General features: G+C 59.6%; 10 protein-coding genes. 3 read left to right on the top strand and 7 right to left on the bottom strand.

Annotated elements, in window-relative coordinates:
* On the bottom strand, positions 1-1,322 hold a 1,322-nt coding region (locus tag VGK48_22285), incomplete at its 3' end, for a G8 domain-containing protein (protein HEY2383914.1).
* Between the two features lie 201 nt (positions 1,323-1,523).
* Here VGK48_22285 and VGK48_22280 point away from each other — a divergent pair.
* Positions 1,524-3,227: an ankyrin repeat domain-containing protein gene (locus VGK48_22280; protein HEY2383913.1), complete on the top strand. Its 1,704-nt coding sequence runs from the start codon at positions 1,524-1,526 to the stop codon at positions 3,225-3,227.
* A 26-nt stretch (positions 3,228-3,253) separates the two neighbouring features.
* A complete protein-coding gene (locus VGK48_22275; protein HEY2383912.1) occupies positions 3,254-4,060 on the top strand; it encodes a hypothetical protein in 807 nt (268 codons plus the stop codon).
* A gap of 94 nt (positions 4,061-4,154) precedes the next feature.
* On the opposite strand, the gene VGK48_22270 is transcribed toward VGK48_22275, so the two are convergent.
* The 3 genes from VGK48_22270 to VGK48_22260 are packed head-to-tail and all read right to left on the bottom strand — an operon-like array spanning position 4,155 to position 8,494.
* The gene (locus VGK48_22270) at positions 4,155-4,715 is read right to left on the bottom strand and encodes a hypothetical protein (protein HEY2383911.1); all 561 of its coding nucleotides are present in this window, start codon (positions 4,713-4,715) and stop codon (positions 4,155-4,157) included.
* Positions 4,716-4,729: 14 nt separating this feature from the next.
* Positions 4,730-6,073, bottom strand: coding sequence for a DUF1552 domain-containing protein (locus tag VGK48_22265; protein HEY2383910.1), 1,344 nt, complete (start codon positions 6,071-6,073; stop codon positions 4,730-4,732).
* Positions 6,074-6,094: 21 nt separating this feature from the next.
* Positions 6,095-8,494, bottom strand: coding sequence for a DUF1592 domain-containing protein (locus VGK48_22260; protein ID HEY2383909.1), 2,400 nt, complete (start codon positions 8,492-8,494; stop codon positions 6,095-6,097).
* A 183-nt stretch (positions 8,495-8,677) separates the two neighbouring features.
* On the opposite strand from VGK48_22260, the gene VGK48_22255 reads away from it, so the two are divergent.
* Positions 8,678-9,475 (top strand): hypothetical protein, encoded by a 798-nt coding sequence (locus VGK48_22255; protein ID HEY2383908.1) that lies wholly within the window; start codon positions 8,678-8,680, stop codon positions 9,473-9,475.
* A 66-nt stretch (positions 9,476-9,541) separates the two neighbouring features.
* Here the strand turns inward: VGK48_22255 and VGK48_22250 are convergent, their stop codons facing one another.
* The 3 genes from VGK48_22250 to VGK48_22240 are packed head-to-tail and all read right to left on the bottom strand — an operon-like array spanning position 9,542 to position 14,641.
* Positions 9,542-10,876, bottom strand: coding sequence for a DUF1552 domain-containing protein (locus tag VGK48_22250; GenBank protein HEY2383907.1), 1,335 nt, complete (start codon positions 10,874-10,876; stop codon positions 9,542-9,544).
* A gap of 22 nt (positions 10,877-10,898) precedes the next feature.
* Positions 10,899-13,145 carry a DUF1592 domain-containing protein gene (locus VGK48_22245; GenBank protein HEY2383906.1) on the bottom strand — a complete coding sequence of 749 codons (2,247 nt, stop codon included), beginning with the start codon at positions 13,143-13,145 and terminating at the stop codon, positions 10,899-10,901.
* Positions 13,146-13,177: 32 nt separating this feature from the next.
* Positions 13,178-14,641: an ankyrin repeat domain-containing protein gene (locus VGK48_22240; GenBank protein HEY2383905.1), complete on the bottom strand. Its 1,464-nt coding sequence runs from the start codon at positions 14,639-14,641 to the stop codon at positions 13,178-13,180.
* Positions 14,642-14,857 lie beyond the last annotated feature (216 nt).

Below are 14,857 nucleotides of genomic sequence, written 5' to 3'. Positions count from 1 at the left end.
TGCATCCGACGGGGCCAGGTAGCCTTACTGACCTCTGTGCCTTCAAACTTACCCGTTGGATGTTCTGGGAAAGCCATCCAGAAGCCTGTTGCCTCAGAACCTGCGGACACATTCCCGCGGTAAGTATTGTCGGGGTTCGTGATCCAGAAGGTGGACGCCGTGTTGTCGGAAGGAATCAACTGGTCGGTGGCATTTTGACCTGCCCCTGAGCCGTTAATTGCATTTGTCGGATTACAGGGCCGGGTGGGATGGCACTTGGTCAGCATCCCCAGGTTGGAAATGTACTGGTTCCCGTGTTCCACGCCATCTTCGAGGAAGTAGCAGTGACCGACGTTGTTGTACGCCACATTGTTCTCAACCCGCACATTGTTCGTACCATGTACCGTCACACAGCGGCTGTAGGTGTCGTGAATCGCAGAATTCTCAATGTATTGCCCCTGCGTATCGCCAACCAGATGCCAATGGATCGGATACCTCGCAAGGTTCTCGTGCTGACCCATTCTAAAAAACTCGACACCAGAGACCTGCATTGTTGACCCGGCCATCGCCATCACATGCCCGCCACTGAATGAGGTTTCTGCGTCAGCTGAAGCCTGGATTTTAATATTGCGTGTGAGCATACCGACTTCACCACGCTCATCCACGCCGAAGGTGACTTGACCGTAGTGCATATACTCGAGTTTCTGATCCAGCGTAATCACTTTTCCAGAGATGCCGGAGATGGTTCGTCTCTCTGCCTGGTGGGGATCGAAATCCGTTGACGCGAGAACAATCGCGTCACCTTTTTTCCAGCCAGCGGCATTCAAGACTTCTATTGAGGTGCCACCCGCGGCGGCTGTTTTTGTCAGCTTGGTCCAGGAGTTTTTCTGAGTACCGTGCAGGCTCAGGGTTCCGCCCATGATCATGATCCCGCGGTCACCCATTGTTTCGATGTCTTCACCCGGGACGTTATTGGTCAGGGTAATTGTCGCATTGCGCGTGTGGGGCTTGGCTTCACTACCAATCTCCAACTCCCCGTGTAACATGATCCACTCTGTGGTCAGTTCAAGATCCTTGTTATCCGCGAAGCTCAGTTTGCCGTTGATCGTTAAACTGCGCAGCGGCGCCGGACTGACGTCGAGGACAACTTCCATGTCTCTGCCAATGGTGACTGCGTCGTCTTTGGCTGGTACCTTCCTGTCAGACCAGGTGGCTGGATCAGACCAGCGCCCCCCTTTGACCGCCGAAGAACTTTCTTGCTGAGCCTTAACGACGGCATATCCGCTGAGGATTAAAACGGCTGGCAAGAGCAACGATAGGAACGAGCGATAATGTTTTCGCATCGCGCTAAACCTCCGTGATCGAGAAATGGATTTCCCTGTTTGCGAAACAACGAATCGAGTGATTGTCTGAGGCCGAACTTATACCATGCTACGCGCTGCCATCAAAATAACGAGTCATTTCGCCGTCTTTATACACCGCGCCTACAGGTAATCTTGTCTCCGACAATCGATTGAAGTATATTGCCTCGCAGGAGCCCCAAAATGAATATCCGGTACATACTCGGGTGTGTTGTGATTGCAGTTCTGACTGCTGTCAATCTTTGCGCGGCAAGCAGCGACGTGGCCGACGCAGCGATGCGCGGCAACAAAGAGGCCGTCCGGTCCCTGTTGCAGAAAAAAGCCGACGTCAACGCGCCGCAAGTGGACGGGACGACGGCGCTGCACTGGGCCGTTCGCGCCGACGACCTGGAGACGGCGGATCTGCTGCTCCGCGCGGGCGCCAATGTTTCAATGGCGAATCGCGATGGCGTCATGCCTCTGCAGCTGGCTGCTCAGAACGGTAACGCGGCGATGCTGGCAAAGCTGATCAAGGCCGGCGCCAACGTGAATACTCCATTGACGCCTTCCGGAGACACCGCGCTAATGATGGCCGCGCGGACCGGCAAACCGGACGCCGTCAAGGCACTGCTCGACAATGGCGCGCTGGTCGACGCGAAGGAAACCTGGGGCGACACCACAGCTCTCATGTGGGCTGTGGCCGAAAGCAACCACCCGGTGATCCGGATGCTGATCGACCACGGCGCCAATGTGAATACCCGCACGAAGTTCGTTCCCTCCGCCACCGGCCGGGGATTCGAAGGCGCCACACCGGTGGCTTCAGCGGCGAACCAGCCGGCCGAGCAGAATGCCAGCGGATTTCTGTCTCCGTTGATGTTTGCGGCCCGTGAAGGAGACCTCGAATCCGCGAAGATGCTGGTGGCTGCCGGCGCCGAAGTCAATGTGAGAGATGGAGACGGAAAAGACGCTTTAGGGCTGGCCATCTTCAATGGCGGTTACGACGTCGCTTCGTTCCTCATCGATAACCACGCCAACGTCAATCAACCCGATTCGCAGAACTTCACGCCGCTGTTCTGGGCCGTGGACCGCCGCAACATGGAAACGGCGCCGAACTTCCCGTGGGTGGTGACGACGGATCCGATGCCGCTGATCCGGAAACTTCTCGATGCCGGCGCCAACGTGAATTTCGTCGTCAACAATACGCCGCGCGCCCGCATGCGTGACGGCACGCCCCGGATCGTATTCGCCACGGCCGTGATGCGCGCTGCCTTCTCGGGCGATGTCGAACTCGTGAAACTGCTTGTCGATCACGGCGCCGATACGAAGATCGTGTCCAAGGACGAGGAAACCGTCCTGATGGCCGCTTGTGGAACCGGGTTCATCCCAGGCTACAGCAAAGGACGCACACCGGCGGAGAGACTCGAAACCGTCAAAGTGCTGATCAACCTCGGACAGGATGTCAATGCCGCCGACAACTACGGCATCACGCCGTTGATGGTCGCCGCGAACCTCGGCGACGTTCCGATCATTCAATGGCTGATCGATAAGGGCGCCGATCTTGGAGCCTATGATCTGGGCAAGAAGAATGACGGCGCGTTCGGGTCGAGCATCGAGCCATTGATGCCGGTCGATTACGCGATCGGTGTCGGGACGTTCCGGCCGAACAACGCCATCGTATTCAACGAGGATGCGGTGAAGCTGATGACCCGCGTGATGAAAGAACGCGGTATCAAGCACACGACGTCCGAATGCACACTGCGCGGATTTACCTGCTCCACCGCGAACGTGGATCCCAAGACCGCGACGCCGGCACAGATCCAGCTGGTCCGGAAGATCCAGACCGGGTATCAGGTGGACGGCGTCACCGGCGGCCTCGGGAATAAGGACGCCGCGAAGGATAAGAAATGAAGGATAAGAAATAAGGCGAGGTTTTCATGCGGCATAGAGTCATACGATCCCTGCAATTGCTGGGAATCATTACGCTGGGTTTCATCGCTTTCGGCGCGCAGGCTCCGGCGGCCGATGTCCACTTCACCGCGACCACTGAAAACGTCAGCGGGGCGGGTGAGCCGGTCAAAATCAATCTGACGAACTGGTCGACGGATGCCGAACGCAACACCTTCGTAGAGGCATGGAGCCTGACCGCACCACGTCCTGCGGCGGCAGCGCAGGGCCGCGGACGCGGAGCCCGCGGCGGCGCCGGGTCCGGCCGCGGAGGCCGTGGCGCGCGTGGCGCCGGCGCCGCAGCCCCGGCAGCGGCGGTCCCGGCGGATCCCGATGCCCCGGACGCCGATAATCCCGCTTTCCGCTTCGGCAGAGGCGGAGCCCGCGGTGGACCGGCCGCGGACGCGGGCTCCGGACAGACGCCGGAAGGCTCGCTGGCGGCAGCGATCAAGAAAGCGCCGACAGTCGGCATCCTGTGGACATCCGAAAACGTCGGCTACTCCATCAAATACGCCTACCGGCTGCCGCAGCCGGACGGCGGCGAACGCATCATTCTGGCCACCGAGCGGCGCGTCGGCGAGTGGAGCAACCTGTGGAAGCCGGCGCCCTCGGCGCCCGCCACTCCGGACTACAAGTTCTCAGTCATCGAACTCCACCTGAATGCCAAAGGCGAGGGTGAAGGCAAAGGACCAGTCTCCGGGAAAGTGATGGTGGACGGCCAGGCGAAGACCATTGCGCTGGATGGATACGGAGCGCTACCGGTGGTTTTCAAGGGAGTGAAGCGGCAGGGCAGTTAATTTGATTCTATTGCAAGTTGCATCATTAGAAGTTTCTGCATTTCAAATTTAGAACTGAAGAAACTTCTAATGATGCAATTTCCAATAGATGTAACTATTGGCTTTGATTGGTCCCTTTAACTCGCCCCAGCCACTCCACCAACTGCTCAAGTTCCTCATCCGACAGCACGGCTCCTCTTTCCCGCATATCCACGGCCAGGACGCGCCAGCCTTCTTCGGTGCGGCGTTCCTTGTTGATCCGGTCGGAGTCATGGCAGGACGTGCAGGCGCGGTCGAGGAGGCGCGTGGCTTCGGGATCGGAAAAGAATTTGGTGATTTCCGGAGCGACGTAGGTCCGGGGGAACGGTTTGGTCTCCGGTCCGAACTTGCTGACGATCCAGTCGAGCAGCAGTGAGCGATCTTTGTCGGCTATCGAAAGATCGCCCGTCTTATGTTTGCTGTCGATCAGCTTTTCCCAGGCCGGCCGGTCGAGCGAATAAAACGCGTAATCGTCGATGCCGTGGCAGGCCGTGCAGTTTTTCCGGATGATTTGACGTACCGGCCCATCCGGCATCTGCACGCGAGGCCGCGTGGCGCCCCGTTGCGCGGCCGCGGGCGTGGCGGCCCAGACACTCGCCAGGCCAAGGAACATACCGATCGCGATCGTAGACCTCATTCCGTGATCCTTCTTTAAGCGAGGCCGGGCAGAGGTCCTGAACTTTGACCGATGCTGTCCCGCTGGATACCGAACAAATGCAGAACACTGAGCAGCATGTTCGATGTCTTCTGCGTGTCGTCCGGAAACACGATATGACGGTTTCCTTTAAACGTGCCGTCGATACCGCCGACCAGGATCACCGGGACTTTTATATGCGCGTGGCGATGCGAATTGCCCATATTGCTGCCCTTGTAGATCAGGATGTGATCGAGCACGGTACCGTCGCCCTCCGGCGTGTTCTTGATCTTGGTCAGGAAGTTCGCGAGGTGCTGCACGTGGTACCGGTTCATCTTGGCGTAATTGGCAACGTTCTCGGGCTTGTCTCCATGGTGCGAAGATCCGTGCCAGCCGCCGTTGAAACCGCTTTCCGGGAAGCTTGAGCCGGACAGATCGCGGCCCAACATGAACGTCGCAGAGCGCGTGATGTCTCCCTCGAAGGCGAGCGCCAGGAGGTCATACATCAGTTCGAAATGCGCGTTGTTGCTTTCGGGGATGCCGAACGGAATCTCCTTGCTCGGCTCTTTGATCGAGCGGTTCATCGCGATATTGATACGCCGTTCGAGTTCGCGGATGTTGTCCGTATAGTTGTCGACGCGCGTGCGATCGCCGGGACCGAGGCCCTTTTTGAAAGCGCCGAGTTCGTGAGTGACGGAGTCGAGGATGCTGGCATTCTCTTTTCGGCCTTTGAGGCGTTCTTCGGTATTCGTGCCGTCGCCGAACATCCGTTCGAAGGCGACGCGCGGATTGATTTCGGTCGGCAGCGGCGTGGTCGCGTTAGGCCAGGATATCGAGTTGGTGTAGGCGCAGCTGTATCCCCAGTTGCAGTTGCCAAAGTTCGTGGTGTCTTCGACACCGAGCTGGATCGAGGACAGAATGGTATCGTGTCCGTACTTTTCCGCGATCAGCTGATCGATCGTGACGCCCAGGTAGGGGCTCACTGCGTTTCGCCGGGGCCGCGCGCCCGAAAGGAGCGCCGCGCCTTTGGCGTGGTCGCCGCCGGGTTCTTCCTCGGTCGCGAACGATTCGTTCATGTCCAGGCCGCTGATCAGCGTGACGTGATCGCGGAAGGGCTCGAGCGGCTTGGTGATGAAGGAGAACTCGAAGTCCTTCCCGTCCTGCAGCGGACTCCAGTAGCCGGGCGCCGCGCCATGCGGATGCCAGATTCCAAGAAAGCGTCTGACGGAGCCCGGAGCCGCTGCGGTCTTACTCAGAGGCGTCTGGGCCGAGACCATGGACTCGAGAAAGGGCAGGGCCAACGTTGTGCCGATACCACGCAAAAATGTGCGGCGAGGAATGTGCTTCTTTGTGATGAACATTACTGGCTCCTTTTCCGGAGGTTAATTTGCTGCGTTCTCTGCTGCTTTTGTCCTCATCTGGAATGGGGCGCTCTTGACGATCCCCATCAGGATCGAGGAAAACCTGTCGTTGTTCTTGTCCGCATCCCGGACGATCTGCCGGATCACGGGCATGTCGTAGTATTCGACGCCGCGGCCGATCGCAAACGTCATCATCTTCTCAGTGATCATGCGGACGAACTGCGGTGAGTAGTACAGCAGGTGCTGCCGCAGCTCCGAAGGTCCGTTGACTTTCGTGCCATCCCACAGCTCGGAGGTCGCGTCGATCGGAACGCCTCCGTCGCCACCCTGCCTGGTGCGCCACTTGCCGTCGGCATCGAAATTCTCGAGCGCAAAACCGATCGGGTCCATCAGCTTGTGACAGCTCGCGCAGGGCTCGTTCTTGCGATGAATGGTCATCTGTTCGCGCAAGGTGAGGATATGGTCGGCGCCGGCGACGCTGTCCTCGAGCGGAGGAACGTTGGGCGGCGGTTCCGGCGGCGGCGTGCCGAGAATATTTTCGAGAACCCAGACGCCGCGCTTGACCGGCGAGGTCCGAAAATTCTGAACCCAAGTGACCGACAGGAAACTTCCCTGCCCCAGCAGCCCCCTGCGATAGTCCATATCGGGACCGAGGGTCACACGGCGGAACTGCCCACCGTAGATATTCGGAATGCCGTAGTGTTTGGCGAGCCGCTCGTTCACGAAGGTGTAGTTCGCGGTCAGAAGATCGACCACGTTGCGGTCCTCGTGCATGACGCTTTCAAAGAGCAGTTCCGTTTCGCGGCGGAAGCCCTTTCTCAACTCGTCGTCCCAATCCGGATAGTGGACGCCATCGGGAGAAGTCGCGGCCAGGTTCCGCAGATACAGCAATTGATCGGCGAAGTTCGTGACCAGCGCTTCGGACTTCGGATCGGCCAGCATCCGCTTGACCTGCTGTTCGAGGACGACGGGATTGCTGAGCCTGTTCTGCGCCGCCAGGTTGATCAACTGATCGTCCGGGATGCTGCTCCAGAGGAAGAACGACAGGCGGCTGGCCAGTTCCAGATCGCTGATCCGGTACGCTTTGCCGACGGCAAGATTGACCGGTTCCTTCTCCGCGCGCACCAGGAACTGAGGACTGGTCAGCACGCGGCGAAGCGCCAGTTCGATGCCGTCCTCAAAGGTTCCGGCCTTGCGTCCATCGTCGTAAAAACTCATCAGCGATTCCATGTCCTGGGCGTCAATGGGCCGGCGGAACGCGCGCCGCGCCAGCGCCGTGAGAACCTGTTTCGCGCAGGGTTCTTCCTGAGCCGCTGTAGCGGGATGACAGATCAGGAGTTTGCGCATGCTGCGCGAATTTTCCGGACGCGATGCTTCAAATGGTCCCTGAATTCTCAGGAAACCGATCGCGGGATAGTACTGCAGTTGCGGGATGCTGTTGTTCTCGAGCGACTTCCGTTCGTACTGCTTGATGAGATCGAGTGTCGGCCGGTAGTTCGTTGCCAGGAACGTCACTCCGACTTTGTGGGAGCCGGCCCTGATCGGAACCGTCAACTCGATGGCGCCGTCATTATCGGCCTGCATGCCCTGGCTGAGCCCAACGCCGACATAGTCGAAGACATCCACGCGCTCGTTGTCGATCAGGATCTCGATTTTCTCGCCGGGGTTGTATTTGCCGAGACCGAAGTTCTGCACCTCGAACTTGTACTCGCCGTCGGCCGGAAAGTTGTGGGTGACCAGCAGGCCGCCGCGTGTGCCGAACGGCAGACCTTCGATGTGCTCGTTCTGAGAGGTGTCGCCCGGCGCGATATAACTCGCGGATGCCGGGGACTTCCAATAGCCGACGGCCATGCGGGCAATGCGCGTCGCCGCGGTCGTGTACGCTTCGAGCAGGGTCGGAGAAATCGTCAGCGAACCTGCGACATTATCGAAGCCGCGTGCGGCATCGTCCGACGGCAGATAAGCGGCCGGATCGATATCGATGTCGAGCAGGTCATGGATGACGTTGGCGTATTCGGTACGATTGAGACGATGCAGAATCACGGAACCGGGATTGGTGCGGCCCAGGGCTTTCCGGTCGACTTCGGATTCCAGAAAATCGCGCAGTCCTTCATATTCCTTCAACGGCGGGCGGCGCACTCCGGGGGGAGGCATGACGCCGGCGCGAAGCTTGCGGATGACTTTCTCCCACAGTTCGGCGTGATCGCCGGCCGTGGCCAGATCGAGCTTTTCGAGCGTCAGATTGGCGCGTTTCGTTTTGTCATTGTGACATGTCACACAATATTGATCGAGCAGCGCGCGCTTCGCCGCCACGGTCTCGGCGGTTGGCGCAGAGATTGGCGCGCGGGTTGGCGTGGTTTGTCCGAACAGAACCAGACCGGATAGCAACGCCGCACCAATTGGGAGAACTTTTTTGTTCATCTTCAACCCGTTTAAAAAAACGCTTTGTTTCAAGAAACTTATATATAACGACGGCGAAATGGTCAACCTGATTCTGATAATCGATCGCAGGATTATCGATTGACCGAGGGGGGCCGTATTTTTTTTGCTCAACGCGGGCAGTCTGTGGAATACTTCGGCCCGAAATATTCTAGGAGAATACCCATGAAATCCAAGGTGATGCTGGTCGGAGCAGGGGCGCTATTTTGCCTGATTACCGCATACGCGCAGCAGGGACCTGCGCAAAAACCGGCGGCGGCGGCGGGTGGAACGAACACCGCGACGGCCACAATTAATTTTACGGCCAAGTCCGCGAACGTCAGTGATGCGGGGACACCTGTAAAAATCAATATTCTTCGCTGGTCGACCGACGCGGAGCGGCTCGCGCTGGTCGGCGAGCTCGATCCGTCGCTGGCGCCGGCTCCGGCGGCCCGAGGCCGCGGCGGTGCCGCGGGTGGCGGAAGCGCTCCAGCGGCGGCGGCTGGACGGGGCGCCGGCGCAGGATCGGGATCGGCTGCGGCAGGCCGAGGCGCGCGTGGCGGAGCCGGCGGACGCGGTGGACGCGGAGGGGGAAATGCGGCGCCGGCCAAGCCCGCAGATCCGATCTCGAACTTGACCGCCGCGATCGAAAAAGCGCCGACCGTCGGCTACATCTGGACCGACGAAGTGGTCGGATACTCGCTCAAGTACGCCTACAAGATCCCCTTCTCGGACGGCGGCGAACGCGTCATCCTCGTCACCGACCGGCGGCTGGGCGGATACACGAATTCCTGGAAGCCGACGGGAAAAGCGGCTCCGACGAATTATGACTTCACTGTCGTGGAGCTGAGATTCGATGCGAAGGGCGTCGGCGAAGGAAAGACATCGTTGACCACGAAAGTCGTCACCGATGAAGCTGCAAAATCGCTGGTGCTGGAGGATTACACCGACACACCGGTAATGCTCGCCGGAGTGAAGAAATAAGATTAGCCACAAAAGGCACAAAAAATCAGTTTGTGCCTTTTGTGGCTAATTTCCCCTGCCTTCGGATCAGAGTGCCACGATGCCGGTGCTGTCGCCGAACTTGTCCTGCTGAACACCGAATTTATTCAACACAGCGAGCAGGAGATTTGCCATCGGCGTATGCGGCGCGACTTTGATGTGGCGTCCGCCCTGAATCTGTCCCGACGCTCCGCCCACCAGGAAGACGGGCAACGGATCGTGATTGTGCTGGTTGCCGTCGCTCAAAGTGCTGCCGTAGAGAACCAGCGAATGATCAAGCAGTGAGCCGTCGCCGTCCGGAGTCTTCTTCAGTTTGTCGAAGAAATAGGTCAGCGTGTTCACGTGATACCGGTTCAGAACCGCAAACTGATCCATATTCTTCCGATTGTTCGAGTGGTGCGACGCGTTATGGAAGCCGTCTCGAATACCGCTCTTCGGATAAACGGTTCCGCTGGTTTCGTGCGAATACAGCAGCGTCGAGACACGTGTGATCCCGGCCTGCCAGGCGAGGACCTGCAGGTCGAACATGAGCTTGAGGTGTTCTTCGAAATCGTCGGGTATGCCGACCGGAGCTTCGGGCAGTGCGACATCCGGCTTCGTCTGTTGCGCGGCTTTCTGGATACGGCGCTCGATCTCGCGGACTTCTTCGAGATATTGATCGAGCCGGGCGCGATCGGATGGAGGCAGTTCCTTCTGGAGTCCGGCGACCTGCTTCGTCACGGAATCGAGCAGGCTGATCGACTGTTCGCGGCGCGCGCGCCGTTCGGCGTCGGTGCTGCCATCGCCGAATAGCCGCTCAAAAACGATTTGCGGGCTGTTCTCCATCGGAAGCGGCACGGTCGGCGACTTCCAGGCGACGGTGTTGCGATAGGCGCCGCTGAATCCGGCATCACTGCTGAGAGTGGACTCCTCGATCGAGAGTTCAATCGACGGCAGCGGCGTATCCTGGCCGGTTTTCTCCGCGATCAACTGATCCAGCGAGACGCCGACGCGGGACTGCGCGCCTTTCTTCGGATGCGAGCCGGTAAGAAATACGGCCACGGCGCGGTTGTGATCGAGGGCGCCGCCGCTGTCTTCGCCGTCGGTCGGTCCGGCCTGCGGATGACAGAGGCCGGTGATCACGTTGACGTAGTCCCGGTACGGCTCGAGCGGCTTGAGAATTTCGGTGAACTCGAAGCCCTTGCCTTCCACCGCGGGCGTCCAGTGATCCATCGTCGCGCCATGCGGAATGTAGATGCAGGACAGCCGTGGTTTCGGCATCGCCGCGGACCTCGCCAGCGGCGTCTGCGCCGGCAGCATGGATTCCAGAAACGGCAATGCGACGGTGACGCCGGCGCCGCGAAGAAATGTTCTGCGGGACAGATGTTTCTTTGTAATGAACATCAAGCCTCCTGTCGGGAAGCCGCTAGTTCGCCTGCGAACTAGCGGCTTTCCCCTTCACTCTCATTTGAAACGGTGCGCTCTTCACGATACCCATGACGAGCGACGAAAAACGGTAATCCTTTGGCGCGGCATCACGCATGACCGAGCGAACGGCCGGCATATCGTAATACTGAACCGCTCGGCCCAGCGCATAGGTCATCAGCTTCTGCGTCGCGGAACTGATAAATGTGTCGGACCGGCTCAACAGGGCGGCGCGAAGGCTCGCCGGACCGTCCAGTTTGGTCCCGTCAACAAGGACGCCGGATGCATCGACGGGTGTTTTGCCGTCCGCATCACGCCATTTGCCGGTGAGATCGAAATTTTCCAGTGCGAAACCGAGCGGGTCCATGATTTTGTGACAGGACGCGCAACTCGGATTCGAACGATGTTCTTCCATGCGCTCGCGCATCGAAAGCACTTTGCCGTCGGTGCGGTCGCTGTTTTCCTTTAGGGGTGGAACGCTTGCCGGCACGGCCGGCGCCTGCACATCCAGAACATTTTCGAGAATCCACTTGCCGCGGGTCACCGGCGAGGTTCGATTCGCGGCCGACGTCACGAGCAGGAAACTTCCCTGCCCCAGGAAGCCCCGGCGGGCGTTATCGGCCTTCAGTGTGACGCGGCGGAACTGACTTCCTTTGATATTGGGAATTCCATAGTGGCGCGCCAGCCGTTCGTCGACGAAGGTGTAATCGGCATTGAGGACATCGAGGATGCTGCGGTCCTCGCGAAGGATCGTCTCGAACAGCATTTCGGTTTCACGCCGGAACGACTGGCGAAGATTCTCATCGAAATCCCCGATATCGGGTTTCGCAGTTTTGAGCTGTTCCAGGTGCAGCCACTGGCTCGCAAAATTGGTCACCAGCGATTCCGCTTTCGGATCGGCGAGCATGCGCCGGACCTGACGTTCAAGTTCGGCCGCATCCGACAACTTGCCGCGGGCAGCCACGTCGAGTAACTCGTCATCGGGAACACTGCTCCACAGGAAGAATGACAGCCGCGACGCCAGCTCGAAATTTCCGACGCGATAGGTGGCGCCGGGAGCAACGTTGGCAGGCTCGCGTTCGAACCGGTACAGGAATCGAGGATCGACCAGAATCCGCGCCACGGCGTACTCGATGCCTTTTTCGAAGCCGCCGAGTTTTCTGCCGTCCTGGTAAAAGCCCATAAGCGTTTCCATCGTCACATCCGAATCGTCGAACGGCTGCCGGAACGCGCGGCGCGCCAGCGTTTTCATGATCTGGTTGGCGCAGGGAACTTCCTGGGCCGGCGTTGCCGGATGGCAGACGAAAATGCGGCGGCGGCTGGGCGTGTCGCCGGAGCCCGCGGGATTGAACGGTCCGGTGATCGAAACGTTGGAAACACCGACGGTCGCCGAGAAGACGTCGTATAAATCGTCCACGCCCTGAACGTTCTTTTTCCGGATGACCGCTACACCGATATCCTGCGGCCCTGCTTTCAACGCGAGCCGGATGTCGCGCGGGCTGCTCCGCGTAACGACATAGGCGCGGGCGCCGTTGACGGTGATCTCGAGTTCTTCATCGCCGCCGACGCTGGTCTGGGCGACGCCGACGCCGGTGCGGGCGATCCGGAAGTCGTATTCGCCGTCGAGCGGAAAGACATGATGGATCCGGAGTCCGCCTCGGGTGCCAAGTGGAAGACCTTCAATATGGTCGGTCTGGACGAGGCCGCGCGGTACACGATAGGTCGCCTTGTCCGCGCTGATCTCGGTATCGCCCACCGCGAGCCGGCTGATCTTCGACGAGGCCGAGATGTAAGACTGAACGAGCTGGGGGGACATTCCGAGGACGTCGGCAACATTGTCGAACCCTTCGCTGGAATCGTCGGCGGGAAGCAGCGTGGCCGCGTCGATGGGAAGATCGAGCAAATCGCGAACGGCGTTGCCGTACTCCGTGCGGTTCAGGCGATGCAGCGCCGTGGTACCCGGATTCGGTCTGGCCGCCGCAGCCCGATCGAGTTTCGCTTCGACGCTGGAAGTAAAGGCGTCGATCGACCCGCGTTCCGGACGGCGGACGCCGCTGGGCGGCATCATTCCGGCCCGGAGTTTGCGGACGACTTTTTCCCAGGTCGCGGCGCTCTCTCCGGGATGATCGACGTCGAGCTTGTCGAGCATCAGGCCGGCGGTTTTCGTCTTCTCGTTATGGCACGTGGTGCAGTACTGGTTCAGGAACGCGCGGTCCTGAGCCTGCAGCAGCAGGGGGAAGGAACACAAGAAGCACAAGAGGCACAAGAATGCGCTTCTCGTCATTTACCGTTTCCCATGAGTTGTTGAAGCAGCGCGACCGTTGTGGGTTTGCGTTCCGCGCCGACGGAGGCGAGGAAGACGCCTTCAGCCCAGGTGACGGCTGTGCGGCCGGACGCGTCTTTCACGTCGACCCTGGCGCCGTGCTCGGCAAGGAATTTAATGATGTCGTCGGATCCCCGATTGGCAGCACCCATGACGGCGGTAAGCCCCATCGAGTTGGTGGCGTTGACGTCGGCGCCTTTCTCGAGGCAGATCTTCACGGCTTCGAGCAGCGATTCTTTCGAGACGGTATAGGTCTGCGCGACGGTCCAGTTCACGCCGGCGGCGGCCATGAGCGGCGTGGTGCCACCGAGTGTTGCGAGGTTGGGATCGGCGCCGTGATCGAGCAGGAATCGCATGGTGATCGCGTCGCCGGAGAGGGCGGCGCGCAGGAACGGCGTTTGTCCGGTCATATCGACCCAGGAAACATCGCCCAAGGAGTAGAGCCAGCGCCTGCCGGGAGGAACCTCTTTCGTTCGCACGTTGACGTTCGCGCCGCGGTCGACGAGTAGTTTGATGAAATCGATGACAGGCGCGCGGTCCACGCCAACGTCGTTCCCATGATCGAGTTCCATATTGCGGAGATCGACGGCGGCCCAGAGCGGTGTGCGTCCCCAGAAATCGGCGGTCTCGATACCGGCGCCGTGATCGAGCAGGAAGCGGGCGACGTCGAGGTGCCCGTTCATAATGGACATCAACAGAGGGCTGATCCCGTTGGGGTCGGCCAGATTCACGTCGGCGTGCGCATCGACGAGCAGGCGGGCGGCTTCAGGACGGCCGTCGCGCGCGGCATATAATAAGGAGGTCAACCCGCCGGTTATCGCGGCCCGGATGCCCCGGTCGGGCAGGCCGCCGCGATTGATTCCCACGCCTTCGGAGCCGCAGCCCGTGCCTTTGCATGGCGGACGGAAAGCCGGCGTCTCACCGCTCCGCGTGTGGGCGTTGAGTTCGGCGCCGCGTTCGATCAGCAACTGGACCGCGGCGGGATGGTTTTCGCGGACCGCGAGCATCAGGGCCGTCTGCTGGAACTCCGGATCGACTGCATTTACGTTCGCGCCGCGCTCAAGCAGCGCCTTCAGCGCGTCGGGAGTGCCGGTACGAGCAGCGGTCATCAGGGTTGTTTCGCCGGCAGGATCTTTGGAATTCGGATCGGCTCCGGCATCCAGCAGCTTGCCTATGATGGCGGCATTGCCATTCACGGCCGCAAGATAAAGCGAAGTAACACCGTAACGATCGGCCGCCTTGGCATCCGCGCCGGAGCGCAGCAACCGGTCGACGGCCGGCGCGTCATCGGCGCGAACCGCCCAGTGCAGAGGGGATGTGCCGTCGGCGTTGACGGAGCCTTCTTTTCCCTCCTCGGCAAAAAGACAGACCGACATCAGCAGCGCGATTACAACCGCGAAACCAGGACGTTTCACCCGCATCAATAGCCTCCGAAGTGCTTGCCAAATCATACACAAAAGGGGGGAAAACCATTATTGGAAATTCGAGATTGGAGATTCGAAATTGGAGATTTCTGATAACAATTTCCAATTTCGAAACTCCAATCTCGAATTTCCAATAAATCCCTTTGTACGTTTTGTGACTAAGCCCTGCTTTCCGTTGTTATGTTATTCTGAGCGTTTTTCGGGAGGATTTAC

Source organism: Terriglobia bacterium (assembly GCA_036496425.1).
Taxonomy (GTDB): Bacteria; Acidobacteriota; Terriglobia; order 20CM-2-55-15; family 20CM-2-55-15; genus 20CM-2-55-15.
The sequence above is the reverse complement of the archived record's forward strand: the minus strand, read 5'-3'. Positions and strand labels throughout refer to the sequence as shown.